Origin of the sequence: Amycolatopsis coloradensis, from assembly GCF_001953865.1 — a bacterium.
In the GTDB taxonomy this organism is placed as follows: Bacteria; Actinomycetota; Actinomycetes; order Mycobacteriales; family Pseudonocardiaceae; genus Amycolatopsis; species Amycolatopsis coloradensis.
Map to the genome: position 1 here is coordinate 406,648 of NZ_MQUQ01000020.1, position 25,246 is coordinate 431,893.

Annotated in this window: 18 protein-coding genes and 1 pseudogene; 10 read left to right on the top strand and 9 right to left on the bottom strand. The window is 67.8% G+C overall.

The features are described from left to right. Positions 1 to 298: 298 nt before the first annotated feature. Entirely contained in the window at positions 299 to 466 is a 168-nt protein-coding gene (locus BS329_RS43585) for a hypothetical protein (RefSeq protein ID WP_158075854.1), read from the bottom strand. A 173-nt stretch (positions 467 to 639) separates the two neighbouring features. Between BS329_RS43585 and BS329_RS34300 the strand changes: the two genes are divergently transcribed. Next, entirely contained in the window at positions 640 to 972 is a 333-nt protein-coding gene (locus BS329_RS34300) for an effector-associated constant component EACC1 (protein ID WP_076166549.1), read from the top strand. 243 nt (positions 973 to 1,215) lie between these two features. Here BS329_RS34300 and BS329_RS34305 read toward each other — a convergent pair whose 3' ends face one another. Next, complete coding sequence (locus BS329_RS34305) at positions 1,216 to 2,460, bottom strand: PucR family transcriptional regulator (RefSeq protein WP_076166551.1); 1,245 nt, start codon at positions 2,458 to 2,460, stop codon at positions 1,216 to 1,218. 89 nt (positions 2,461 to 2,549) lie between these two features. Here BS329_RS34305 and BS329_RS34310 point away from each other — a divergent pair, with 89 nt between their 5' ends. Genes BS329_RS34310 through BS329_RS34320 form a run of 3 tightly spaced genes read left to right on the top strand, consistent with a single transcriptional unit; the run spans position 2,550 to position 5,784 of the window. Then, complete coding sequence (locus BS329_RS34310) at positions 2,550 to 4,043, top strand: flavin-containing monooxygenase (RefSeq protein ID WP_076166555.1); 1,494 nt, start codon at positions 2,550 to 2,552, stop codon at positions 4,041 to 4,043. Next, positions 4,040 to 4,939, top strand: a complete 900-nt coding sequence (locus BS329_RS34315) for an alpha/beta fold hydrolase (RefSeq protein WP_076166558.1) — start codon at positions 4,040 to 4,042, stop codon at positions 4,937 to 4,939. Before BS329_RS34310 ends, BS329_RS34315 begins: the two co-directional genes overlap by 4 nt. Continuing rightward, positions 4,936 to 5,784 (top strand): SDR family NAD(P)-dependent oxidoreductase, encoded by an 849-nt coding sequence (locus BS329_RS34320; protein ID WP_076166560.1) that lies wholly within the window; start codon positions 4,936 to 4,938, stop codon positions 5,782 to 5,784. The genes BS329_RS34315 and BS329_RS34320 overlap by 4 nt, the downstream gene beginning before the upstream one ends. Here BS329_RS34320 and BS329_RS34325 read toward each other — a convergent pair whose 3' ends face one another. The 3 genes from BS329_RS34325 to BS329_RS34335 form a co-directional block, all read right to left on the bottom strand. After that, positions 5,785 to 6,441 carry a TetR/AcrR family transcriptional regulator gene (locus tag BS329_RS34325; RefSeq protein WP_244197404.1) on the bottom strand — a complete coding sequence of 219 codons (657 nt, stop codon included), beginning with the start codon at positions 6,439 to 6,441 and terminating at the stop codon, positions 5,785 to 5,787. A gap of 237 nt (positions 6,442 to 6,678) precedes the next feature. Then, on the bottom strand, positions 6,679 to 7,989 hold the full coding sequence (locus tag BS329_RS34330) for a lipase family protein (RefSeq protein WP_076166565.1): 1,311 nt from the start codon (positions 7,987 to 7,989) through the stop codon (positions 6,679 to 6,681). 273 nt (positions 7,990 to 8,262) lie between these two features. Beyond that, a complete protein-coding gene (locus tag BS329_RS34335) occupies positions 8,263 to 9,420 on the bottom strand; it encodes a thioester domain-containing protein (protein WP_076166567.1) in 1,158 nt (385 codons plus the stop codon). Between the two features lie 806 nt (positions 9,421 to 10,226). On the opposite strand from BS329_RS34335, the gene BS329_RS34340 reads away from it, so the two are divergent. Further along, positions 10,227 to 12,305 (top strand): tetratricopeptide repeat protein, encoded by a 2,079-nt coding sequence (locus BS329_RS34340; RefSeq protein ID WP_158075855.1) that lies wholly within the window; start codon positions 10,227 to 10,229, stop codon positions 12,303 to 12,305. Positions 12,306 to 12,625: 320 nt separating this feature from the next. Here BS329_RS34340 and BS329_RS34345 read toward each other — a convergent pair whose 3' ends face one another. Then, positions 12,626 to 13,834, bottom strand: a complete 1,209-nt coding sequence (locus tag BS329_RS34345) for a hypothetical protein (RefSeq protein WP_076166570.1) — start codon at positions 13,832 to 13,834, stop codon at positions 12,626 to 12,628. Between the two features lie 224 nt (positions 13,835 to 14,058). Here BS329_RS34345 and BS329_RS34350 point away from each other — a divergent pair, with 224 nt between their 5' ends. Beyond that, positions 14,059 to 17,088, top strand: a complete 3,030-nt coding sequence (locus tag BS329_RS34350; protein WP_076166571.1) for an AfsR/SARP family transcriptional regulator — start codon at positions 14,059 to 14,061, stop codon at positions 17,086 to 17,088. Positions 17,089 to 17,702: 614 nt separating this feature from the next. Here BS329_RS34350 and BS329_RS34355 read toward each other — a convergent pair. Then, positions 17,703 to 18,017 carry a helix-turn-helix domain-containing protein gene (locus BS329_RS34355; RefSeq protein ID WP_076166573.1) on the bottom strand — a complete coding sequence of 105 codons (315 nt, stop codon included), beginning with the start codon at positions 18,015 to 18,017 and terminating at the stop codon, positions 17,703 to 17,705. Positions 18,018 to 18,278: 261 nt separating this feature from the next. On the opposite strand from BS329_RS34355, the gene BS329_RS34360 reads away from it, so the two are divergent. Further along, complete coding sequence (locus BS329_RS34360; RefSeq protein WP_076166575.1) at positions 18,279 to 19,466, top strand: PQQ-dependent sugar dehydrogenase; 1,188 nt, start codon at positions 18,279 to 18,281, stop codon at positions 19,464 to 19,466. A 63-nt stretch (positions 19,467 to 19,529) separates the two neighbouring features. Here BS329_RS34360 and BS329_RS34365 read toward each other — a convergent pair whose 3' ends face one another. Continuing rightward, the gene (locus BS329_RS34365) at positions 19,530 to 19,715 is read right to left on the bottom strand and encodes a hypothetical protein (RefSeq protein WP_076166576.1); all 186 of its coding nucleotides are present in this window, start codon (positions 19,713 to 19,715) and stop codon (positions 19,530 to 19,532) included. Positions 19,716 to 19,816: 101 nt separating this feature from the next. Here BS329_RS34365 and BS329_RS34370 point away from each other — a divergent pair, with 101 nt between their 5' ends. After that, the gene (locus BS329_RS34370; RefSeq protein ID WP_244197405.1) at positions 19,817 to 21,109 is read left to right on the top strand and encodes an SON protein; all 1,293 of its coding nucleotides are present in this window, start codon (positions 19,817 to 19,819) and stop codon (positions 21,107 to 21,109) included. A gap of 203 nt (positions 21,110 to 21,312) precedes the next feature. Here BS329_RS34370 and argG read toward each other — a convergent pair whose 3' ends face one another. Next, a complete protein-coding gene (gene argG / locus BS329_RS34375) occupies positions 21,313 to 22,761 on the bottom strand; it encodes an argininosuccinate synthase (RefSeq protein WP_076166582.1) in 1,449 nt (482 codons plus the stop codon). Between the two features lie 517 nt (positions 22,762 to 23,278). On the opposite strand from argG, the gene BS329_RS34380 reads away from it, so the two are divergent. After that, on the top strand, positions 23,279 to 24,847 hold the full coding sequence (locus BS329_RS34380; protein ID WP_076166585.1) for a molybdopterin-dependent oxidoreductase: 1,569 nt from the start codon (positions 23,279 to 23,281) through the stop codon (positions 24,845 to 24,847). Between the two features lie 88 nt (positions 24,848 to 24,935). Continuing rightward, positions 24,936 to 25,246 (top strand): annotated as a pseudogene (locus BS329_RS34385) (fasciclin domain-containing protein); the annotation flags it as partial.

The window sequence follows — 25,246 nt, forward strand, 5'->3', positions numbered from 1 at the left end:
CCTGCCGCCGCGCGAAGTCCCGGTACGCGGCCGAATTCGTCGCGTTCGCCAGATCGGCGAGGAAGCGTGGAAGTTACCTTTGAACTGCTTCTGGTTGTCGTCACAGTAGTTTTGGCCGATATCACCGGATTCGGTGAGTACCCCTTTTCTGGTCAGGACCGGACCGGTCACCGCCGGGCGGCGTCGAGTCAGCGGGTTTCCCCGGTGGCACACCAGACTTCGACGAGACCGCCGATGCCGAGGCCCTGATTGCAGGTCCAGACCTGCTGGCCGTCGTTGACCAGACCGGAGCCGGTGATCATCCCACTGCCGAGGCGCCACTCAGCGACGGCCCGGGACCGTTGCAGCCAAACGGAATCACCCGGTACAGACCATTGGTGACGGCCGCGGCGGCCACCGGTTTCGCCGCCGGTACGGGAATCGCTGCCAGGGTCAGGGAAAAGACGAAAAGGATCAGCGATGACATCGTTGCCCGCCCTCGGGATCGGCCCTGCGCCGGATCCGGGATGTCTTTCATGCTCCGGGTTTCATCACCGGCCGGTCAACGGGAACCACCGGTCAGGTCTCGGGACGGATTTCCTGTTACGCCCTGAGCCCAGGCCGCGACATCTAGGGAAGTCACTTTCGAGTGGAGGTCCCGTGGAGCTGACGATCAACGCCGCCGGCGACGAACAAGGGCTGAAAGAGTTCTATAACTGGCTTCGCGACGACGCCGACGTGGCCCGGTCCGCGACGATCAGCTCGGCAGGATCGTCGGATTCGGGTCATCTTGGGCCCTTCGAGGTCATCTGCATGTCCATCGGCTCGCTGACCGGGCTGGCCAACCTCGGCATCGCGTGGGGCAATTTCCTCCATTCCCGCAAGGAAACACCCCCGTTCACCATCACGATCGAGAGCACGTTGAACGCCGAACAACGCGCCATGCTGCGGAACCTGGACCTCCCGCTGGCTCATCCGGAGGACGTCGAGTAGCCGGGCGAAATCCCGGTGCCGTAACGCATTCCCCCGTCGTCACGACTCCTGTGCGGTGAGGAGAGTAGGTGAAGCGTTTCGTGGTGGCAGTGGCGGCTCTGGTCCTGGCGGTGAGTGGTTGCACGAGCGCGCCCGCGGCGGACGCGCCAGTCCGGTGAGAACGGGGTGCGCTGCGCCGATGACCGGACGGGACACGGCTTCCGGATCTCGTCCTCCTCCGACGAGCAGTTCCGACGGCGTGCGTCACGCGCCACTTCCCAGCCACCGCAACGTCTCCAGCGCGACGGCCACGTTCACCGCGTTCTCCGCCAACGGCCGGGGGAGCAGCTCGTCGGCCCGCGCCAGCCGCCGGACGACGGTGTTCCGGTGGGTGTAGAGCCGTTCCGCGGTCCGCGTCGTGTTGCCCAGTTCGTGCACGTAGGTCCGGACGGTCTCCCGGGTCTCGGCGTCCGCGTGCCGCAGTTCGCCGAGGGTGTCGGCGACGAATTCGTCGGCCTGGGCCGGGTCGACGGTGAGCAGTGCGAGCAACTGGATGTCCTGGTACCGCGCGATCTGCTGCGGTGAGGTGAGCCGGGCGAGCATCCGCTGGGTGGCGGCGGCGTCCAGATGGCTGCGGCGGAAGCCGTCGATGCCGCTGCCGGGCCGCCCCAGCGCCACCCGGACGTCGGGATGCGGCGCGAGGTCTCCGGCGAGCTGGTCGGCTCGCGGCGGGGTCCGGCCGGGCAGCCAGACCCAGAGGGCGGCGGCGCTGGCGACGACGGTCAGCCGGTGTGAGGCGCCACTCGCCCGCATGAGCGTTTCCGCGGCGGTTTCGAGCTGCTGGGACGACGGCGTGGCCGACCCGCTCCACACGATCGCGGCCGTATGCGGGCCCGCGAGCGGGTAGCCCAGCTGGGCTTCGGCGCGGAGGCGGCTGATGGGCGCGCCCTCCAGCAGCAGCGTGACCGCGGCGCGCCGTTCGGCGTGGGCGCCGCGGGTCAGTTCGGTGCGTTCGGCGGCCATCCGCTCGGACACCGCCGCCACGGTGTCCTCGATGAACGTGGTGATCGACAGTGCGGAGACGTCCAGCAGTTCGCGGAGAAGGACGGGGTCGGCGGTGAGCTCGAAGCAGATCTCGATCCACCGGCGCCAGGCCACGCCCTGCGCCCGCCGGTAGGCGTCGAGGCCGCCGGAATCGAAGCCCCGGCGCACCATGTCGCGGGCGCCGTCCAGCACCTCCTGGTTGAGGTTGGCCGAGACCCGCCTGCCGGGATGCTGCACGTTGGCGGCCGCCCAATGCAGCAGATTCGCCAGGTTCGCGCGTTTGGTGCCCTCGGTGAGCACGGGGTCCTCGGCGACCGCGCGCATGCTGTCCCCGCCCAGCGAGGCCTCGTGCAGTTCCTCGATCCACTCGGCGCGCGGATGCAGGACGATCTCCGCGCCGCGCCGGAAGAGATCTCGCGCCTCGGGGGACAGGGTCGGCCACGGCGCTGCGGCACTTTGCACCATGGGTCCATGATGATGGTGCAGATAGTGCTAGCGCAATCCCCCGGTGGCCCCGCATCGTGGGGGTAACCGAGACGAGGCTGGAGTACCGCATGACGACGAGCACACCCGTCGAGCACCTCGACGTGGTCATCATCGGTGCCGGGATTTCCGGGATCGGGGCCGCGCGTTACCTGAAGACCGGGCTCCCCGGCAAGAAGTTCGCCATCCTGGAGGCCCGTGGCGCGTCCGGCGGCACCTGGGACCTGTTCCGCTATCCCGGCATCCGCTCGGACTCCGACCTCCACACTTTCGGCTACGAGTTCAAGCCGTGGCGGGACAGGCAGTCCATCGCCGACGCGCCCCGCATCCTGTCGTATCTGCGTGAGACGGTCACCGAAAACGGCCTCGAACCCAGCATCCGCTACCACCACAAGCTGCTTTCGGCGGCTTGGTCGAGTGACGAGAGGCGCTGGCTGCTCGAGATCGAGCGGACCGACACCGGCGAGCGCACCCAGCTGAGCGCGGGCTGGGTGTTCAACGCCGGCGGCTACTACCGCTACGACGAGGGCTTCACCCCGGACTTCGAAGGCCGCGAGCGTTTCACCGGCACGATCGTGCACCCGCAGCACTGGCCGGAGGACCTTGATTACGCGGGCAAGCGGGTCGTCGTGATCGGCAGTGGCGCCACCGCGGTCACCCTAGTCCCGGCGATGGCGCCGACAGCGGCGCACGTGACGATGTTGCAGCGCACCCCGACCTACGTCATGCCGGTGCCGCGCGAGGACAAGATCGCCAACGGCCTCCGCAAGATCCTTGGCGACGAGCGGGCCTACTCGCTCACCCGCCGCAAGAACATCCGCAAGGGCCTCGCGGTCTGGCAGTTCTGCCAGAAGTTCCCCAAGACCGCCCGGTCGCTCATCCGCTACGTCAACAAGAAGCAGCTTCCCCAGGGCTATCCGGTCGACGAGCACTTCAACCCGCCGTACGACCCGTGGGACCAGCGGCTGTGCGCGGTGCCCGGAGGCGACCTGTTCGCCGCCATCCGCAAGGGCAAGGCCGACGTCGTCACCGACAAGATCTCGACCTTCACCGAGAAGGGCGTCCTGCTCGAATCGGGCCGCGAACTGGAGGCGGACATCATCGTCACCGCCACCGGACTGAACCTCCAGGTGTTCGGCGGCGCGACCTTCAGCGTCGACGGCAAACCGGTCAGCATGCCGGAAACCGTCGCATACAAGGGGATGATGCTTTCGGACGTGCCGAACGCCGCCTTCGCGATCGGCTACACGAACTCGTCGTGGACGCTCAAGATCGGCCTGCTGTGCGAGCACTTCTGCCGTCTACTCGCGCATATGGACAACCACGGCTACGACGTCTGCCGTCCCGTCCTCGCCGATCCGGACATGCCGACGAAGCCGTTCCTGGACTTCGCCGCCGGGTACGTCCAGCGTGCGCTCGACCAGCTGCCGCGCCAGGGCGACCGGATGCCGTGGCTGACCTCGATGAGCTATCACTCCGACATCAAACTGCTGCGCGCGGACGACATCACCGACCCTGAGCTGCACTTCTCCCGCGCCGCGGTCAGGGAACCGGTGAGCTCATGACCGACCACTTCGCCGACCTGCCCGGCGGCCCGCGGATCTGCTACCGCGAGGACGGACCCGCCGACGGCACGCCCTTGGTGCTGATCGCCGGGCTGGGCCTCGACCTCACGTCGTGGCCGCGGGAAATGACCGAGGGTTTCGCCCGCCGCGGCTTCCGCGTCATCCGGTTCGACAACCGGGACGCGGGCCGCTCGGATCGCGTCAAGGCGCCGAATCCGGGCAAACTCCGGCAGCTGCTGGCCCGGCCGCTGCCGGACGCCTACGACCTCGGGGACATGGCGACGGACACCGTCGGCCTGCTCGACCACCTCGGTGTCGGGGAAGCGCATCTGGTCGGCATGTCGATGGGTGGCATGATCGCCCAGACCGTCGCCGCCCGGAATCCCGGCCGCGTCCTGTCGCTGACGTCGATCTTCTCCACCACCGGCCACCGCCGGGTCGGGCAGCCGGCGCGGTCGACGTTGCTGCGCATGGCGAGGCGGCCCGCCCGGACTGTCGAGGAGTCCGTGACCGGGCATCTGGCGATGACGGGCCACCTCGGCTCGGCCACTTTCCCCCTGGACAAGGACGTCGAAACGGCCTGGGCCACCGGCCTGTGGGAACGGGCGGGCGGGAGGCGGGCACGCAGCGGCATCGCCCGCCAGATCGGCGCGATCCAGGCCAGCGGTGACCGCACCGCCGAACTCGGCCGCATCACCTGCCCGACCATCGTGGTCCACGGCGACACCGACCGGATGGTCCACCACACCGGCGGACGGGCCACCGCGAAGGCCGTGAAGGGCGCCCGCTACGTCGAAATCGCCGGGATGGGTCACCACATCGCCCCGGACCTCGTCGACCGGCTCGTCGAACTCACCGCCGGACTGGCGCTGGACCCCACCGGAGAGCAGCGATGAGCGGCGTTCGCGGCAAGGTCGCCGTCGTCACCGGCGCCGGTTCCGGCATCGGCCGTCAGCTGGCCCTCGAACTGGGCAGGCGCGGAGCCCGGCTCGCGGTGTCCGATGTGGACGAAGCGGGTTTGGCCGGGGCCGTCGCCGAGGTCAAGGCCCTTGGCGTGGAAGTGCGGGGAGCCGCACTGGACGTCAGCGACCGGGCGGCCGTCCAGGAGTACGCGGCCACGGTCGCCGGGCAGTTCGGTGTGGTGCACCAGATCTACAACAACGCCGGGGTCGCCGGTGGCGGGCAGACCGTCCTCGACGCCGAATGGGAACTCTACGACCGGACGCTCGCGGTCAACCTCTTCGGCGTCATCAACGGCACCAAGGCTTTCCTGCCGCATTTGATCGACTCCGGTGACGGCCAGGTCGTCAACGTCTCCAGCCTCAACGGCTTCATGGCCCAGCCGACGCTCAGTGCCTACTGCGCCAGCAAGTTCGGCGTCCGCGGGTTCACCGAAGCACTGCGTACCGAGATGATCGCGGGCAGGCATCCGGTGCGGGTGACGGTCGTCCACCCCGGCGGGGTCAAGACCGGGATCGCCTCGTCGGCGTTGAAGGAAGCTCAGGCCCGCGGCATCGAGCCCACCGCCGAGCAGGTGGAACGTGTCCGGCTGTACAACGAAAAGCTGTTGAAGATGCCCGCCGATCAGGCCGCCCGCGTCATCGTCGACGGCGTCGAAGCCGGGAAACCGCGCGTGCTCGTCGGAAACGACGCGAAACTGGTCGACAGGCTCGTCCGGCTGCTCCCGCGCCGCTACCCGAAACTGATCGTCCACTTCGAACGGCGGCTCGCCCGCGGGTGATCAGGCGTCGACGCTCCGGTGCCCGAACAAGCCGAGCAGCCAGGTGTAGCGGACGGCTTCGCGCGCTTGGCCGTAGGCGTCTTCGGTGCCGTTCCAGATGGCCTGGGTGATCAGCTCGATCGTGGCGGCGACGACCGTCCGCGCGGTGAACGGCGGCGGTGGCGGCAGCGCGGGATCGGTGGTACGCACCCATTTCGCCGTCCGGACGAACACGGCTTCCCCGGCGCGCAAGGTGTTCTCCCGCGCTTCGAGCCCCGCGTCGCCGAGCGCGTAGATCTCCAGCAGGACGGCGCGGACGGCTGTCGGACGGCGGTGCACGTAGTCGACGAGGAAGTCACAGCACGCGGCGACGGCGTCCAGCGGAGTCGCGGCCTCGGCGCCCGCGGCGGCGCCCTGCGCGATGAACTCGGTGGTGATCTCGCGATAGGCGGCGAGGAACGCGTCCTGCTTGCCGTCGAACTGTTCGTAGAACGACGTCCGCGAAACGCCCGCGGTGGCGGTGATGTGACCGATGGTGGTGGCGACGTAGCCGCGTTCGCCGGTGTTCTCCAGGACGGCGTCGATCAGCCTCGCCCGCTGGGTGCCGGCGACCTCGTCACGGCTGAGGTTGTGCGGGCCCTTCGGCAGTTTGCGGGTGGCGCGGTCCTGCTCGGTCACGTGCGGCACGGTACCGCTTCAGGTGGTGCAGACCAATGGGCGTCATCAGCCACAGCGCTGCCGCGTGAAGGCCCCCTTCCCTCGGCTCAGCCGAGGGAAGGGGGCTTTCACGCGGGCACGGTGCGGTGGAACACGGTGCGGTGGAACGTGGTGGGCACGGCATAGGTGGCGTGTTGGCCTCCCACCCGCGACTGTGCCCGGCCATGGGGCACGGCCGGGCACAGTGGACGAGCGCGGTCAGCCGACCGGCACCTCCGGGGCCAGCGAATTGCCGGGCGCGATCTTCCCGCAGGTGGACGGCGCGGATTTGCCCGCGAACCGGTCGTTGATCCAGAGGATCGCCTGCGGCGCCCAGGCGACGGCCGCCCCGACGTGGCTCAGCGTGTTGTACTGGTCGTACTTGATCGACTTGTTGCCGGTCTCGCAGTACTGCCGCGCCAAGGACCGCACGTCACCCGCGACCATCACGCCGTCACCGGTGCCGATACCCGGCGGATTGCCGAAAGTGCCTTCCAGGACGCCGTTGTTCCCCTGCGCGATGAAACCTGGGACGGTGGGCGTCGGCGCCGAACCGAGATTGACCTTGTTCACGGCCTCGACGTACGGCAGCACCGTATTCGGATTGGTGTACTCGGGTTTGACGAACTTTTCCCAGGTGAGCCCGGGATAACGGCCGAGCGCGTCGACGATCGACGCCTTCTCCATGTCCTTGAGCACCTGGAGGCCGTAGGAATTCGCGTACGGCGTGAGATCGATGTCGAAAGACCGGGTGACACCGATGAGAGCCATCGGGATGACCCCCGTCCACGCGACGCTTCCGTTGACGTACTTCAGGTTGTGCGACGGCTTGACGAGCACGCCGCCTTCGGTGAACCCGACGAGGTTCTTGTTGACGTCGGGCGCGTAATCCGGCGCGAGCGCGGCCGCCCAGCCGGTCGCGATGGCGCCACCCGAATAGCCGAGGAGGCCGAACCGGGTCTTGTCGTTCATCCCCGTTTCCGGCGCCCGCGTCGCGGCGCGGATCGAGTCCAGGGTGTTCGTCCCGTATTCGGGCCCTGCCGCGAAGTTCGCGTCCTGGCCTTCGGTGTCGGGAATGACGACGTTGTAGCCCTGCAACAGGGACGGAGCGATGAGCAGGGATTCCGCGTTCGCGATCAGGCCACCGAGCGAGACGCCACCGGCGATCGCCCGTGACGGGCCGTGCTCGGGATTGAGCGAATCATAGAACGATTGGTACGAAACGGCTTTGGTGCTGTCGCCGGTGAGGCTGCGCACCACGGAAGTGACGTTGGCGGACGGCTTCCCGAGTGCGTCGGTGGTCCGGTAGAGCAGCTGGGTCACCTTGAGCGGCGTGGAAATACCGATGACATGGTAATTCAGCGTCCGGGTTTTCAGCACGGTTCCCGGGCTGTACGACGACAGCGGTTCGGCGCCGTCATAGCTGTAGAAGGGATCTGTCCTGGGGGCGGCTGTGGCGGCGGGCGCGGCGGCGAAAGTGAAGACGAGCGCGAGCACGACGGTCAGCAGGCGAGCGGGCTTTCGGATCATGACTCCCCTTTGAATCATGAAGTGGAGCACGTTTGGACGCTCGGAACCTACCAGCCGGTAACCGGTGATGTACAGACGCGTACATGATTTGTCGACGCGATTTCGACAGTTTTTCTTCGCGACGAGTTCCGATTTGGACGGAGCACGACTCCGGCGGCTCGGTGTTGTGATCCAGCACAAAAGCGGGCAATGCGATCAGGGTCGGCGACTGCGGCCGGTCGACGAAAACGGGGCCGGTCCACAGTGGACCGGCCCCGTTCTGGGAATCGCTTGTTACGCCTGGCTACGGCGACGGCGCACCAGCAGCACCATCAGCACGCCCGCGCCGAGGAGCGAGCCGCCGATGATCAGCGGCAGGGTCGCGGAAGCACCGGTGTTGGCCAGCTCGTTGCCGCCACCCGATTCGGCGCCACCGGGTGTGGTGGGGGCCGGGGTCTCGGTCGCGGGGGCGCCGCCCTGCTTCCAGTTCACGGTCGCGTTGGCGACGACCGAGGTCTTCTCGGACTCCGCGACGATCAGCGACTGCGCGGGGACCTTGGCGTAGTTCTCGCCCACGAACAGGCGGCCGGTGTCGAGGTGGCCGCTGACCTTCAGCGTGAACGAGCCGTTGCCGTCCTTGGCGTCCTTGGGGACGTCGATGTAGACCTTGGTGCCGTCCTTGATGGCGGCGGCCTTGATCTCCTTGCCGTCGGCGTCGGTGACCTTGGCGCCCTCGGGCAGCTTGCTGGTCAGCTCGGTGATGTCACCGGTGGTGGCCACGCTGAAGGGGCCGATCCGGGTACCGGGCGCGCCGTTGGCCTTGGCCGGGCCGATGTCGAGGGTCGGCTTCGGCTGCTGGCCGATGCCGACGTTGTCCTTGCCGGTGAGGTAGTCGTAGAGCGCCAGCACGTCGGCGGACTCTTCGGCGTTTTCGTAGGGCAGGGGCTTCTTGCGGTCCAGGTCCTTGCCGTCACTGAAGTGCCAGACCGCGGTCTGCGTCGCGGTCACGGCCTCGTCGACGGACAGGCCGTCGGTCAGCTTGACGCCTTCCTTGCCGAGCACGCCCTCGATCGACTTCACGTCGATCGCCGGGTAGCCGTGGTGCAGGACCCAGTTGATCTTCGCGTTGTTCTTGTTGAACGGCGACGCGGCGTCCGGGTACTTGTTCCACGGGCGCTCGATCATGTCCTGGTCGGTACGCATGTCGACCTCGACCTGAACGCAGTACATCTTGAGCTTGCTGCCGTCCGAGAGCTTCAGCCCGAACAGCTTCGCGACATAGTTTTTGCTGTCCCCGAAGTTGACGCTGAAACCCACGGTGCCGGCGCTTTCGACGACCCGGCCCCGCGCCGCGCCGTCGTCGGCGAGGGCGGCCGGAGCGGCCATCGTCAGCGCGACGGCCGCGGAAGCGACCGCGATCCCACCGCGAACCAGAACTGACCTGCCGTGCATGTGTCTCCCATCCGATACGGACCACGAATGCCAGTGCCGCTCGCGACCACAGGCCCCGACCGCAACGGCTCGCCCAGACGGGGGATCGGTACTCCCATCGAGCGAGAGCGGAGCATACAGAGGTCACACATGTGGCTACTCCGGGGTATGGCCCATGTCCGAATTGCCCCGAAAGAAGGATGAACGCCGCGCGAATGATCTTGGGCGAGTAGATGACGCGATGTGGACGACGCGTGTGGCTGGACGTCTCGTCCGGCGCCAGGCCTCGCGGGGGTCGGCGGCCGGGTATTTCGACGGGAAGATCACTCGAAAAGGAAACCGTCATGCATGTTCCTGGTGCGTTTTCCGAATCGATTCCGGTAACGTTCTTCGCCGGGCGATATCGGTCTCGTGTGTCCGCTGATTCGGGGTATTCGCGAGCGTGGGCGAGGGGAAAGTGTGGCAGATCACAGTATTTCACTGTTATACCTGCGTTCAGGTGTACCACGGGGCTTCACTGTGGTTCTTTCGGGTGGATATGCCGTCCCTGCGGGAAGACCGTCGGCCCGGCGAGGTAGACAGGGAGGTTCGGGTATTTGTCTGGAGTTCTCGGATGAGACGTGGCAGCGCGACGCGATGCGGAATTGTGCGCGAGAGTTGCGTGGACAAAAGAATGTGGCCGTGTGGGGGGAGCACGAGCATGCGATCTGCGCTGGATGAACCAGGTGGCGAATCGCGACTGTGCCGGGCGCCGAATCATGTCCTCGTTCGTGGAGAATTACCGCGAGGCAATTCGGGCCCGGATCGTCATCGGCCGGGGTGCGGTCATGGCAGATGACATCGGCACGGTGTCGCCCTCCGTAACACCCGTTCCGCGGCAGCTACCTCCCGTTCCCGCGCATTTCACCAGCCGGACCACCGAGCTCGAGGCACTCGACTCGGCCGCCGACGGCCAGGGGAACGACTCGGTCGACCGGTCGCCCGCGGTGACCGTCGTGGTCGGTCCCGGCGGGGTGGGCAAGACCGCGCTCGCCGTCACCTGGGCGGTCCGGAACGCCGACCGCTTCCCCGAGGGGCAGCTGTACGCGGATCTGCGCGGGTTCTCACCGGAGACGGCCGTCCCGCCCGAGGACGCGCTCGGAGCCTTCCTGCGTGCCCTGGGTGTCCCTCCGGAGCGGGTGCCGGTCGAATTGGCCGAGCAGGCGGCGCTGTTCCGGACCACCACCGCGGGGAGGCGGCTGTTGCTGGTGGTGGACAACGCGATCTCGGCCGCCCAGGTGCGGCCGCTGATCCCCGCTTCGTCGGGCTGCGTCGTGGTGGTCACCAGCAGGCTGAGGCTGGATGGCCTGCACGCGGAGGGCGCGCGATTCGTCGACATGGCGCCGCTGCCCCAGGAACACGCCGTCGAGCTGCTGACGCGATCGGTCGGGAAGTCGAGAGTGGCGGGCGAACTGTCCGACGTGAAGAAGCTGGCGACCTTGTGCGGCCGGTTGCCGATCGCTCTCCGGGTGGCCGGCGCGAGGTTGGCGTCGCGGCCGAAGTGGCCGGTGGCCAGGATGGTCGCGGAGCTCCGCGACGAACGAGTGCGGTTGACGAAGCTCTCGCCGGTGGGCGAGGCCTCGTTGACGGCCACCTTCGACTCGTCGTACTCCGCTCTGCCGCCGCACGCCGCCCGGCTTTACCGGCTGGTCAGCGAACATCCGGGGCCGGCCGTCGAAGTGGGAGCGGCGGCCGCGGCGGTACGGGTCTCCGACGACGGCGCCGAGGAAGGGTTGCAGGTTTTGGCGGACGCCAGCCTTCTCGAGGAGACCGGAGAGGGCAGTTACCGCTTCCACGACTTGGTGAGGCTGCACGCGCGGGCGTTGCCCGACGACGAACGGTTCGACGTCGTTCCCCGGATCGCGGACTGGTATCTGCACCGGATGACCCGGGCGAACATGGTGGTGATCCCGACGAGGTGGCGGGTCAGCACCGTTTCCGCCCGCTACGAGAATTCGCCGTCGCTGTTCGCCACGGGCGCCGAAGCCCTTCAGTGGCTGGACGACCGGCTTCCGGACATCGTCGCGGTGCTCGAAGAGACACTCGCGTTGCGGCACGACGAGGTGACCTGGCAGCTGTCCGAAGCTCTCTGGGAACTGTTCCTCTATCGCAAGCACTATCAGCGGTGGATCCGGACGCAGGAAATCGGTGTCATCGCGGCACGCCGGTGTGCCGACGCGGTGGCCGAGTCGCGGTTGCGCTGCCAGCTGGCCAGCGCCTATCTGAATCTGGGATGGTTCGAAGCCGCGGAACGCGAATGCTCGAAAGCGGTGGAGCTGGCACGAGGCGCCGGGAGCCGTCACAACGAGTCCGTGGCGCTGGACCAGCTGGGCATGGCGGCCCAGGGACGCGGCGAGTTCGACCGCGCGGTCGGGTTCTTCGGCGAAAGCCTGGTGATCGAACAGGAACTCGGAATCGACCGGGGCGTCGCGTTGCGTCATCGCCGGATCGGTGAAGCCTTGCTCCAAGCGGGCCGCACCACTGATGCCGCACGGCATCTGAACCTCGCGCAAAGGATGTTCGCGGAGATCGGCGATGTGAAGGCCGGGGCCAGGGGCGCCATCGCACTGGCTCGCATCGACGCGCGGGCAGGCGAGATCACCGCGGCGAAGCGCAGGCTCGAGCACGCCGCCGCGGTGTTCGCCGAGTCAGGCTCGGCCGTCTATCAAGCCGATGTTCTGCTGGCCTTCGCCGAGGTCGCCGAAGGTGAGGGTGATCTCGACGCGGCCCGCGGTCAGCTGACAGAGGCGCTGGAGCTGGTGCGCACGGTGGGCGGTCCGCAGCTGGAGCTGGTCCGGACCCGGCTGGCCGCCTTGGCCGCGGATCGCGACCGTTCTCAGCCGCCGGAGCCTCTGGCGAGTGAGTAGCCAGAGGTAGGCGGCCGCCGCCACGAGATCGGCGGACTCCGCCAAGACGACCACATCGCCGTCACGATCACCGACGACGCAGAGTCCGCCGTGACACGCGACGGCCAGCACGGTGAGACCGGGCAGCCGGTCGAAGGTGTCCGCGATCAACGCCCTGGCGTTCGCGACACCGTGCCCGGCACGGTGGATCAGCACATCGGCGACGGAAGGGCGGAGGCACTGGCCGTCGACGGCCATGAGGAACGAACTCCCGCCCGCGTCGACCCGATAGACCGCGGAACGAGGCGAGCCGACAACGCGGATCCGGGTCGCCATGGTGGTCATCGCAGCACCCCCGCCACCGGAACCGGGGACAGCGGGACCGCACGGGCTGGTTCGGTCAAACCGAGGAGCCGGTACATCTCGGTCCGCAAGATCGCTCCGGCGCGTCCAGGCCGGGACGAAAGCAGTGCGCGGACCCGGTCGGCCACGTCGACGGATTCGGCGTCGCGCAGCCGGGGGAGAAGAGGACGGCCAGGCGTCCAGCGTGGCGCGTGTTCGGCGACGACCGCGCTGGGCGTACCGGGCAGCAACGGCTCGCTGCCGTCCACGGCCAGGAGTACCGGCTTGCCGATGCCTGCCGCGTAGCCGGTCACGGAGCCGTAGTCACCGATGACGTGGTCGGCGGCGATCAAGGCGGCCCGCCAACTCCCTTCCTGTGGCACGAGGGCGAGGCCGGACCGCAGGCTGTCGGCCAGCCAGGAGCGAACCTGCCAAGGGCCGTGGTGTGACCAGATTTGCGGGTGAAGGAGGCCGACGACGCGGAACCGCTCGGGCGGGAGTTCGCTCAGAACCCGCTCGAACAGGTCGGGATGACGCCCGTAGGCCGAGCGGTCGGACCAGGTCGAGGTGACCACCACCAGACGCCGGTCGTCGGGGACGCCGAGGGTTTTCCGGTACTGAGCGCGGAAAGGAAGGCTGGCGGTGAGGCGATCCAGCGCGATGTCACCCGCGACGACGGCGGCGGGCACCGCGCTGGGGCAGGTCTCGGCGAGGACGTCCATCTCGCGGTCGTGAACGAGCACGATCGAGTCGGCGCGCACCTGTCCCTCTCGCATCAGCCGGCCCGCGTCGAGCCCGGTCTGGGGAGTCCAGCCGTGTCCGGTGCCGGGCGGCCGCCACGGTTGGTACTGGGCGAAACCGCCGCCGTGCGGGATCAGCAGCACCGGCCCGGTGACTTCGTCGATGCCTCGCCTGCTGGCGGCGAGGACGAGGTCGTATCCACCGCGGCGGGCTTGTGCCCACGGCAGGACCACACCGTCTTGGCGGTCGACGAACTCCTGGGTCGCACGCCAAGACTCCCACGGCTCCGGCACCGTGAAGACCACTTGGAGGCGATGATCGGCTTCAAGCAAGGGAAGGAGATCGAGAAGCCGGTTTCCGGCGACGATGTACGGAATCATCACCAGTACGGACTTGACACCCTTGCGTGTCGCGAAGTGCCGGTCGGGACTTCCCACCGGACTGCGTACCCATGCTGACTCGGTCATGGCATTTCCCCCTCGCTGGAACTCCGGTATCCGTAGCCAGCATGGGAGTGCACGTGAAGAAAGCGGCTTCACGCCGTAGTCGGTTCCTTGACAATCGATCAACGGTGATCGTCGTAGTTTGACAATAATGGTGATGACCTGGCCTTATCCGCCGCCGGGTGGAAAAATGATCCGGCGGAACAGGGGTGGCGAACCCGGGTTCGCCATGGGGAAGGGGCGCACTCGTGGAAATCGCATTCGGAATTCTCGGGCAGACGGCCATGCTTCTGCACGGGAATGTGGACGTGAACTGGGCGAGCCCGCGGCCGAGACAGGTGCTGACCGCGTTGCTGACCGCGCCGAACCGGCGGATGCCGCTCGACGTCGTCGTGGACTGGGTGTGGGAAGAGCACGAAGGAGACCCCTTGGACGCTCGTTCGACGCTGCACCAGAACGCGGCGAAGTTACGTCAGGCGTTCAACGAAAAATCCGTGCCCGCGCAGGTGAGTGTAGGCAAAGGGGGCTGCCTTCTCGAGGTCGAGCCGGGGCTGATCGATCATTTCCGGTTCCAGGCCATGATGGACAAGGCCCGCCGATTTCGTGAACTCGAGCAACATGATCGCGCGCTGATCGAAGCGCTGTCGGCCGTGCGGTTGTGGCGGGACGACGCCTTGGCCGATCTGCGGACCGAACGTGCCGACGGATGGCGTACCCGATGGGTCCGCGGCGAGTGGATTCCGGCCAACGCGTTCGTCGTCGCGGAACAAGTGGCGACCGGACAGGCCGACGCCGCGGTGCGGAAACTGACGGAACTCGAACAGGCCCACCCGATGGAGCTGAGCTTCGCCAAATTGAGAATTCGCGCACTGGCCGAGGCAGATCAACCCGCCGAAGCCGCCGACTTCTTCCGGGCGATGTATGCCCGTTACCGGGAGGAGGGTGAGACAAGGGCGGCGCAGGAACTGCGAACCGTCAACGAGGAAGTGCTCATCCGGCCGGATCGGATGATTCCGCGGCGGAGTCCGGCCGTTCCTGAATCCGCTTCCGTCGATCAGGCGGAGCCCGTGATCCGGCATTTGCCCCCGGATATCGACGACATCGCGGGAAGGGGTGACCTCGTCGCCCTGCTCGACGCGTACACGACCGATTCGGCGGGGGCGCCGCGGCGTGGGGTCGTGGTGGTAAACGGAGGTCCTGGGGTCGGGAAGACGACGTTGGCGGCCAAATGGGCGCATAGCGCCGAACGACGCTATCGGCACGGCGCGGTCATGCTCGATCTTCGCGGTGACAGCCAGGCCGCACGAGCGGGTTCGGGCGAAATAGTCGACACACTCCTGTCGCTGCTGGACTTTCCGGTCGATCAAGTGGTCAATCCGATCGCCCGCGCGGCGAAACTGTCCGCGCTGCTCGCCCGGCGTTCGATGCTCGTGATCCTCGACAACGTGCGCAGTTCCGATCAGGTCGCACCAGTGCTGGGTGTCCTGTCGTCGTGCACGGTGCTGATCGTTTCGCGCTGGCGGCTGAAGTCCTTGTCGGCGAAACTGACCCCGTTGGTGATCACGGTCTTTCCCCTCGGTGACCGCTACTCGTCGTCCTTCCTGACCCGGCGGATCGGCCCTCGCGCGCGCGACGACGCGGAGGGGATCGAAGAACTGGTGCGGCTGTGCCGGGGCAACCCGCTGGCGCTGACCCTGGTCGCCGAACGCGCCGTCTCGCGGGCGGGCACGCGGATGCGGACCCTGGCTGGTCAACTGCGGGATGCCGACCTGCTGCTGGACCTCGGCGACGAGGGGGACTGGCCGGGGACGAGCCTGCGTTCCGCCTTCGCTCTTTCGTATCAGGATCTCGAACCCGCCGAGCAGCGGGTGTTCGCCCTGATCGGCCTGCATCCGAGCGCCGAGATGACCAGTGAGGCGATCGCCGCGGCGGACGGGCGTCCGGTGCCGGAGGTGCGACGTTCGCTCGACGTGCTGGTCGCCGCGCATCTGATCGAGCACCCCGCCGATCTCGATCGCTATCGTGTGCACGATCTTCTGCATCTGTACGCCGCGTCTCTCGCCGCTAGACTGTCCGATGTGGACATCGCACGGCGGAGGATGTTCGAGTTCTACCTGCGCATGGTCGTCGACGCGTACCGGCTCCAATTCCCGCACAAGGAGCTGCTGGACATGCCGCCGATGGTGTCGGCGGCGCCGACACCCGGATTCCGCACCGTCGCCGAAGCGCGGCAATGGGTACTGCGCGAGAGAACGTCACTGATGGCGATCATCGCGGCGTCGGAAGGTGTCCTGAACGGCATCTCCTGTGTTCTTCCCGCGATGACAACGGAATTCTTCATGTTGCAGGGGCGGTTCCCGGACGCGGTCGAGGGGTTGACCATCGCGGTCCGTGCGGCGACCGCGGAAGGCGACGCGGGCTCACTGGCCTCGTGCCTGAACGATCTGGCGGTCGTGCACATGCTCATCGGCGCCGACGACGCGGCCGAACGGTGCCTGCTGCGCGCGCTCGAACTGGTCGACACGCACGGGATCGTGATCGGCAGCCTGACGGTCAGGCTGAACCTGGCCCGCGTGCACCTCCACGCCGGCCGCGCGGCCGAAGCGGTCGAAAGGTACCGGAAGGTCTTTCCGTCCGTTCGTGAACTGGGCGACCCGATGTTGTGCGCCAGCGCGGCACACCGGTTCGCCGACGCGCTGGTCGAGCTGGGCGGCCACGACGAGGAGGCACTCGGCCTGTACCGGGAGGCGCTGCGTCGTCGCCGTGAGGCCGACGACGTCACCGAGCTGATGCTGACGCACGTCGCGCTAGGGGAGTTGCTGATCCGGCTCGGCAGGCTCGCCGAAGCATCGGCGGAATGCCGTGCCGGGTCGGCGTTGGTCGAGGTGAGCGTCCTCCCTTCGGTCATGAAGCTCAACACGGTCCTCGCGTTGCTTCGGCATGCCGAAGATGACGACAAGGCGGCGCTGGTGCACGCGAACCGGGCGGTGGACCTGGCGAACAGATCGCAGACCGCGACAGGACAGGCGCGGGCCCTTTCGGTCTTGGCCAGAATCGTCTGCGATCACGGCAACCCCGATGCCGCGCGGGAGCTGTGGCGAGAGGCCGCGGAGCTCTACCGCGGCCGGGCCCGGACGGCGAAGGCCGAGGCGATCGAGGTACTGCTGGCCGAACTGGACGCGCGCGGTCCCCTGGTCCCGGCGGCCCGTGAGGGCGCGGGGGACACGGTGGCGATGCCCTCGCCGCACCTCCGGATCCTCCGGGGGCACCGTGCCTGAGGCCTCACGTGATGAGCACAAAGTAACCGGCGAGTAGTCACCGAAAGTGTGAGCCCGCTCGGTCGGAATCTACTCAGAGTTGTTCCGCGAGCTGGTTGACTCACGCGTTGGGTATGAATCTTTTTCGCAAATTAGGCCGGTTCCGTGATTACCGATCAGTAAGTTACGAGGCCGGTTCTCGCGGGGTCGGCGGCCGGTCGTTCGCGGCTCGGTCCGACTGTGTCCGGCGAGGGGAAGACTTGCGCGAGCGCGGGGAGGAAGCACAAGTCAGGCCATCGTGTAGCGTGTCGCTGAACAGGGCGGCACAGAAGTGTGGTGGGCCGGTTTCTCGGGTCATTTGAGTATCTGTACGCTTCGCCGCACAGTCACCCACAAGGTGGCTGGATGTACGGCCTGCTCAAAATGCGCAAGGGCATTTCATGAAGTCAAAGATTCGGGTGTATCCAGTTTCTACGCCCAGTATCGCAGGAAGGAAAAGCAAGATCGTGATCAATCGCTACATATGGATCGTCTACTCTGTGTGACGATCGAAGTCATGCGCTGTGAGTAGGGCCTCGGTTCTCCGGGCGTGGTGATGCCCGGAGAACCGGCTCCGGACGGGCGTCGGGTCTAGCCTACTGTCGCCCCCGGGGGCGAAGGGCGACGCCTTCCGCGAGCAGGATCCGGCGGGTCTGGTTGTAGCTCATGCCGTGGATGTGCGCCAGCTGCCGGATGCTCCTGCCCGACAAATAGGCGTTGACGAGTCCTGGTGGCGTGGGGGGAAGCTGGACTTTCGCTGGCCGCAGGGTGATACCGGCGGCCAGCAAGGTGGTTCGCACCTTTCGATAGCTCAGCGCGTAGCGCTCCGCCAAGTTCTCGATCGTCTCGCCGTTGTTGTAGAGACGGGCGAGTTCGGCAGGTTCGCCTGCCCCGTCATCGTTCTCGGTCACCGGATCATCGCCGCCCCGACAGCTGATCGATCGTCGCCGACATTAGGAACTCGATCCTCCAGACAAAGGCATGAACGCTCGGTCGCACACCGCTGACCGGGTGCATGGTGTCCATTTCGCGAGTGCTTTGGCGCAATGCGATAGCCCTGAGTGGACCCGCCGGGGGAAAGAAACCGACGAAAAGCTCGCAGATGGAGGTACCGCCGCTGCTCCGACCGCTGTTGAATTGGACCAGACCATTCAACGGTGATTGGAGTCCACATGACGCGACGGCATCTTCGCCGGGGGTTGTCCCTGGTGGCCGGGCTCGCCTTGGCGGGAGTCCTCCTCCCGGCGGCGAGCAGCGCCGAACCGCGGGAAGCGCGGGGTGTTCCACTCGGAGAGCTGACCGCCACCGCGACCAAAGTCGCTTCCGGACTGGTGAACCCGACCGCCATCACGGCGCTCAACGACGGGAGCGGCCGGATCCTGGTCGTGGAGAAGAGGGGCGTCGTCCGGGCTTACCATCCCCGTACTGGCCTCGCCACCAGGCCCTTCCTGGACATCAGCGACAAGGTGAACGGCGCGGACGTCGAACGCGGGCTGCTCGGGTTGGCCATCGCGAAGGACAGGCGCGTTTACGTCGCCTACACCCGCAAGTCCGACAGCGCGGTCACGTTGTCGCGGGTCCGGCCGGACACCGGCGCGGTCACCGAATTGCTGACGCAGCCGCATTCCGAGTTCCCCAACCACAACGGCGGTCAGCTGGCGTTCGGCCCGGACGGGTTCCTGTACTGGGGGATCGGCGACGGTGGCGGCGGGGGCGACCCGCTGGCCAGCGGGCAGCGGCTGGACACGCTGCTGGGCAAGATCCTGCGCGTCGACGTCAACCGCGCGTGCCGTCCGCTGGGGTACTGCGTCCCGGCGGGCAACCCGTTCGTCGGTGTCGCGGGCGCGCGTCCGGAGATCTGGTCGTACGGGCTGCGCAACCCGTGGCGGTTCTCCTTCGACCAGGCCGACGGCTCACTGTGGATCGGCGACGTCGGCCAGGGCCGGTTCGAGGAGGTCGACCACATCGCGAAGGGCAAGGGAGGCGCGAACTTCGGCTGGTCCTGCAAGGAAGGCCCGGTCGTGTTCGACCAGACGCGGTGCAAGGACGGCGTGACCTACACCGAGCCGGTCTTCCACTACATCTCCGGCGCGGAGGGCTGCGCGGTGATCGGCGGACACGTCTACCGCGGCAGGAAGTACGCCTCGCTCGCCGGTGGGGTCTACCTCGCCACCGACTTCTGCCAGGGCACTGCCTGGGCCGTCCGCAAGAAGGCCGACGGGACTTACGAAAGCGCCCGGATCGGGGAGTTCCCGCTCGACGCCACCACGTTCGGCACCGACCAGAACGGTGAGCTGTACCTCGCCGACGAAACACCCGGTGGGCTGCACCGGATCTCGTTCCAGCGCAAGGGTCGGTGAGCGGACGGGCAAGGTCGCGACAGACCAGGGTCCCCGGCCGCGTCCGCCCGGCGCGGCCGGGACTCACTCCGTCCAGGGGCAGGCGGACCTCGACCGTCCGCCCGCCTTCGCCGAGCCGCCCAGCGCGGCGGTCCGTTCCCGCACCGCGACCAGGCTCATCTCGCCGCCGGTGTCCGGCGCCGGACGCCTTTCGGCGGCGCCGCTCGTGCCACTCCCGCGCCGAAGCCGTCCGGTACGCGCTGAGCACATCGGCTCCCGCGCCCTACCGATTCACCTGATCGCGTTTCATCAAGTTTTCATCCTTCGTCCCTAGCGTGACGTCGTCCGGTGATTTCAGTGATGGAGGCGACGTGGAGCAGACATTCCCACCCCAAGGCGCGCAGTGGCCGCCGCCGCAGGGCTGGGTTCCCCAGCCGGTACCGGCGCCGCCCGCCGGGAAACCCCGGCGGTGGCTGCTGTTCGGTGGTATCGCCGGGCTGGTGGTGGTGCTCCTCGCCGGACTGACGACCTGGCTGCTGTGGCCCTCGAAAGCGGGCCGCGAACCCTTCGAGCAGGCGCTGGCCGGGCTCGCCTCGGCGCCGGCGGTCCGGAACAGCACCTCCGCCGTCGGCGGGATGATCAAAACCGACGTCAAGACCACCGCGTTCGGTGAGACGTCGGGCACGATGTCGTTCCAGGGCAAAAAGATCGAGATCCTCGTCGTCGGAGGCAAGGTCTATTTCAAGGCGCCCGACGGCATGCTGCCGGGGTCGCGAGCGGACTCCTCGGCCGCCGATGATCTCAAGGACCGGTGGATCACCGGCGAGGACGCGCTGTTCGGCCCGGTCCTGCAACAGTTCGAGGCCCCGGAGAAGCTCGCCAAACGCCTGCGTGAGGCGCTGGATCGGGCGGACGAGATCCCCGGCGACCAGAACGAGACCGTCCGGGACGTCCCGGCGCTCAAGGCCGGCACGTCCGCCGGTGACCTGTACGTCTCGAAGCAGGCGCCGCACCGGCTCCTCCGGTTCTCCGTGAAGGTGCCCGGCGGGCTGCCGTCCGTCCCGCGGCTGCCGACGATGCCCGGCCCGGAGTCGCGGCCCCAGCTGCCGACGGGCGGCAGCCTCGGTGAGTCCGATGTGGACGCTCTGTCGCCGCAGGAGACCGACGCCGTCTACGAAGACCTGGTGTCGAACACCAAGAAGCTGTCCGGCGCGGTCGACACCGGCGTGCGGTTCGACATGGACGGCGCGGCCACGGTCGCGTGCGGTGCCTCGGGCTGCACGGTGACCGCGAACGTGTCCAACTCCGCGTCGGCGAACGGTGGCGGAAAGGTCACCGGCCAGGTCAACGCCACGATGACCGCGAACGTGACCATCGGCGGCCGCTCGGCGGGCAGCTGCCGGAACACGGCGAGCCTGCCGCTGAACGGCTCGGGCTCGATCAGCTGCGTCAACGGCGGGGCGGGCAGTGTGTTCTCGTCCGTCGAGGCGGAGAAGAAGGCGGACGCCGAAGCACAGTCACGGGCCTCGGGCGGGGTGCCGGTCCAGTACCGGATCGAGAGCATCGCGGCGGTTTCCGTGCTGGCCGAAGCGATCGGTCAGGTCGAGATCACCCGGCTGGTCGACGAACTGGGGCGGAGGCGGGCCGAGGTCGGCGGCCGCTGAGACCGAGTCACCAGGGGAGCGGCCTCGAGACGTCGAAGTGCCCCGACCGTCTATTGAGGTCGGTCGCGGTACACCCCGGCTCGACCGCGTTGATCGGCTGCTCACCGTCCTCCGCACCCAGTCTTTGACCGGAAGAAAGAACAACGCCGGGCGAACGGCTTCGATGCCGCGCGCCCGGCGCTTTCGCGTCCCGTTGGTCCGGGTCAGTCTGTGCCGGATTCGATGGCGGCGTGGTCGAGCAGCTCGTCCTCGCCGGAAGCCTTGCCACGCGAGGCGATCGCCTGCGCGCCGCCCGCGTCCATCGCTCCGATCAGGCCGGTCGACGCGGCCTGCGCGGCGCCGATCAGCGTCGGGTGCCCGCCGCCGACCATGCCGAGCCCGGCGTACTGCTCGAGCTTGGCGCGCGAGTCGGCGATGTCGAGGTTCCGCATGGTGAGCTGGCCGATCCGGTCCACCGGGCCGAACGCCGAGTCCTCGGTGCGCTCCATCGACAGCTTGTCCGGGTGGTAGCTGAAGAACGGGCCGGTGGTGTCGAGGATCGAGTAGTCCTCGCCGCGCCGCAGCCGCAGGGTGACCTCGCCCGTGACGGCCGCGCCGACCCACCGCTGAAGCGATTCGCGCAGCATCATCGCCTGCGGGTCCAGCCAGCGGCCTTCGTACATGAGCCTGCCGAGACGACGGCCCTCGTTGTGGTAGCTGGCGAGGGTGTCCTCGTTGTGGATCGCGTTGACGAGCCGCTCGTACGCCGCGTGCAGCAGCGCCATGCCCGGCGCCTCGTAGATACCGCGGCTCTTGGCCTCGATGATCCGGTTCTCGATCTGGTCGGACATGCCGAGCCCGTGCCGCCCGCCGATGGAGTTGGCCTCCAGGACCAGGTCGACCGCGGTGGCGAACTCCTTGCCGTTGATCGTCACCGGGCGGCCCTGCTCGAAGCCGATCGTGACGTCTTCCGGCGCGATCTCGACGTCGGCGTCCCAGAACCGCACACCCATGATCGGGTTGACGATCTCGATGCCGGTGTCGAGGTGCTCCAGCGACTTGGCCTCGTGGGTCGCGCCCCAGATGTTCGCGTCCGTGGAGTAGGCCTTTTCGGTGCTGTCCCGGTAGGGGAGGCCGTGGCCCTGCAGCCACTCGGACATCTCCTTGCGGCCGCCGAGTTCGCTGACGAACGCGGCGTCCAGCCACGGCTTGTAGATCCGCAGGGACGGGTTCGCGAGCAGGCCGTAGCGGTAGAACCGCTCGATGTCGTTGCCCTTGAAGGTGGAGCCGTCGCCCCAGATCTGGACGTCGTCCTCGAGCATCGCGCGCACCAGCAGCGTGCCGGTGACCGCGCGGCCGAGCGGGGTGGTGTTGAAGTAGGTGCGGCCGCCGTTGCGAATGTGGAAGGCGCCGCAGGCCAGCGCCGCGAGCCCTTCCTCGACCAGCGCGGCCTTGCAGTCGACAGCGCGCGCGATCTCGGCGCCGTAGGCCTTCGCCCGGCCCGGGACCGACTCGATGTCGGGTTCGTCGTACTGGCCGATGTCAGCGGTGTAGGTGCACGGCACTGCACCCTTCTCGCGCATCCACGCGACCGCTACCGAGGTGTCGAGGCCGCCGGAGAAGGCGATCCCGACGCGTTCGCCGACAGGCAGAGAGGTGAGTACCTTGGACATGATGGAAGTATATGCATAGTTGTGTATGACCATGCAAGCCGGGGTGAGCAACTCGGGTAGGTGGTCCTGCGGTCTGGTGAAGTACGTGAAGCTGGTGCCCGTAAGCGGCGAGCGGGAGGATTCCGGACGGTGAACGTCCGAAGTCCTCCCCGCTCGAAGGGCTCCGCAACCGGTATGTTCCCATTCCTCCGTCGTCGGCCTCACGCAGCGACAAAGAGCTGCCTGACCTGCAAGACCCCGACATAGCCGGGGCCCTGGCTCCAGGCGCAAGCAAGGAGGCCTTCATGTACTTGGGGAAGGGGGCCTTCACGCGCCGCGTCGGGGCACCGACCCCGTGTCCAAGTAGTCGACTGGTTGCGGGAGCCCTCCACTGTGGACAAAGAGGACCGTGTCCCGATTGTGACCTGTCCGTGAGGGTGTCCGCCACGAGTACCTGGTGCGGCCCGCCGCGTATTCAGATTTTTCTCTCTGTGAAAAGAAAACCAGTCCGCGGGCCGATCGGCCGCGAATACCTGGCATGAAGACTTCGCGAGCCGATCAGGAACCCCGTCTCCCGCTGTTCGGGGCGGCGGCGATCGGTGTCGTGGCGCTCGCCGCGGCGCTGGCTGCCGGTCATCTGGTGGCCGGGTTCATCGGCGCCAACGCTTCGCCGTACCTGGCGGTCGGCAACGGGGCGATCGACCTGACCCCGGTGGAACTGAAGGACTTCGCGGTCCGGACGTTCGGCGTCTACGACAAACTCGTGCTGCTCGGCGGGATGGCCGTGGTGATGGTGCTCGCCGCCGCCGTGGCGGGAGTCGCCTCGCGGCGTTCACCCGTTCCGGGGGTCGTGCTGATCGCCGCTTTCGGCCTGCTGGGTGGCTTCGCCGTGTCGCAGCGCCCGGACCTCACCTCGGTCGCGTTGCTGGCACCACTGACCAGCCTGATCGCCGGAGTCGGCGTCTTCCTCTGGCTGCACCGCCTGGCCACGGCCAGGGCGCACGCCAAAGTGGAAGCCACCGGCGATGCCGCGTCGCCGTCGCGACGGTCGGTGTTGCTGGCCGGAGCGGGTGCCGTGGTCGCCGCTGGTGCGGCCGGCGCCGGGGGGCAACTCCTCGCCGGTACCAGGGACGCGGAGTCTTCACGGGCGGCGATCGGCAGGCTCGTCCCCGCCGAGCCCGCACCGCCGATCCCGGCCGACGCGGATTTCGCCAAACTGGGCACGCCGACCTTCCTCACCTCGAACCGAGACTTCTACCGTGTCGACACCGCGTTGTCGGTGCCGCAGGTCCGGGCCGAGGACTGGAGTCTCCGGCTGCACGGCATGGTGCGCGATGAAAAACGGTACAGCTACGCCGACATCCGGGACCGGCCGCTGATCGAGCGCACGATCACCATGACGTGCGTGTCCAACGAGGTCGGCGGGACCTACGTGTCCACGGCGAACTTCATCGGCGTCGACCTGGGGGATCTCCTGCGGGAGGCCGGAGTGCTGCCCGGGGCCGAGCAGCTCTTCTCCACCAGTGTCGACGGCTGGACCTCCGGCAGCCCGGCCGTCGCCGCGCTCGATCCGGAGCGGGGCGCGATGCTGGCGATCGGCATGAACGGGGAACCGCTGCCGGTCGAACACGGTTTCCCCGCCCGGCTGGTCATTCCCGGTCTTTACGGATATGTGTCGGCGACGAAATGGGTCAAGGATCTCGAGGTCACGACCTGGAAGGCGCGTCGAGCGTACTGGCTCGACCGTGGCTGGGGCGAACAGGCCCCGATCAAAACGCAGTCCAGGATCGACAGTCCGAAAGGATTCGAAACGGTACCCGCGGGCAAAGTCCGGATCTCGGGTATCGCGTGGGCACAGCGCACCGGGATCGAGCGGGTCGAAGTCCGGCTCGGCGCGAACGGGAACTGGCTGCCCGCGACGCTTTCCCGCGATGTCGGCCTCAACACCTGGCGTATGTGGTGGACCGAATTCGACGTCCCGGCCGGCACTCATCAGGTCACCGTCCGGGCGGTCGACAAATCCGGCTACACGCAGACCGACGCCCGCGCCGGAACCGTTCCCGACGGCGCGACGGGCTGGCACGTCATCAGTTTCACCGCACGGTGATCGGTGTCACTCGAACGAGTGGCAATCCGATTCGGTGGCGGTTCCGAATACCCGGTAAGAGTCCGCAAAACAAATGGAGTGATTTTCCGTGAGCAAGCTTCGTGTCGCAGGAATCGGTTTCACCGCGGTCGCCGCGCTGGCCCTGACCGCCTGCAGTGGTAGTGACAGCGCTTCGTCCGGCAGCTCCAGCAGCGCCCCCGCGCCGTCCCCGTCGATGTCCGCCCCGATGTCCAGCGCCGCTTCCGGTGAGGGCGTCACCACCAACGCCGACGTGTTCGGCCCGGCCTGTTCGCAGCTTCCGCAGGGCAGCTCACCCGGTTCGCTGGACTCGATGGGCCCGCAGCCGGTCGCCAGCGCCGCCTCGACCAACCCGCTGCTGACCAAGCTGGTCGCCGCGGT

Coding starts and splice junctions, on each gene's coding strand:
- BS329_RS43585 (WP_158075854.1), bottom strand. CDS start 466: ATGTCATCGCTGATCCTTTTCGTCTTTTCCCTGACCCTGGCAGCGATT.
- BS329_RS34305 (WP_076166551.1), bottom strand. CDS start 2,460: ATGGTGCAAAGTGCCGCAGCGCCGTGGCCGACCCTGTCCCCCGAGGCG.
- BS329_RS34310 (WP_076166555.1), top strand. CDS start 2,550: ATGACGACGAGCACACCCGTCGAGCACCTCGACGTGGTCATCATCGGT.
- BS329_RS34315 (WP_076166558.1), top strand. CDS start 4,040: ATGACCGACCACTTCGCCGACCTGCCCGGCGGCCCGCGGATCTGCTAC.
- BS329_RS34320 (WP_076166560.1), top strand. CDS start 4,936: ATGAGCGGCGTTCGCGGCAAGGTCGCCGTCGTCACCGGCGCCGGTTCC.
- BS329_RS34330 (WP_076166565.1), bottom strand. CDS start 7,989: ATGATCCGAAAGCCCGCTCGCCTGCTGACCGTCGTGCTCGCGCTCGTC.
- BS329_RS34335 (WP_076166567.1), bottom strand. CDS start 9,420: ATGCACGGCAGGTCAGTTCTGGTTCGCGGTGGGATCGCGGTCGCTTCC.
- BS329_RS34340 (WP_158075855.1), top strand. CDS start 10,227: ATGGCAGATGACATCGGCACGGTGTCGCCCTCCGTAACACCCGTTCCG.
- BS329_RS34345 (WP_076166570.1), bottom strand. CDS start 13,834: ATGACCGAGTCAGCATGGGTACGCAGTCCGGTGGGAAGTCCCGACCGG.
- BS329_RS34360 (WP_076166575.1), top strand. CDS start 18,279: ATGACGCGACGGCATCTTCGCCGGGGGTTGTCCCTGGTGGCCGGGCTC.
- BS329_RS34365 (WP_076166576.1), bottom strand. CDS start 19,715: ATGTGCTCAGCGCGTACCGGACGGCTTCGGCGCGGGAGTGGCACGAGC.
- argG (WP_076166582.1), bottom strand. CDS start 22,761: ATGTCCAAGGTACTCACCTCTCTGCCTGTCGGCGAACGCGTCGGGATC.
- BS329_RS34380 (WP_076166585.1), top strand. CDS start 23,279: ATGAAGACTTCGCGAGCCGATCAGGAACCCCGTCTCCCGCTGTTCGGG.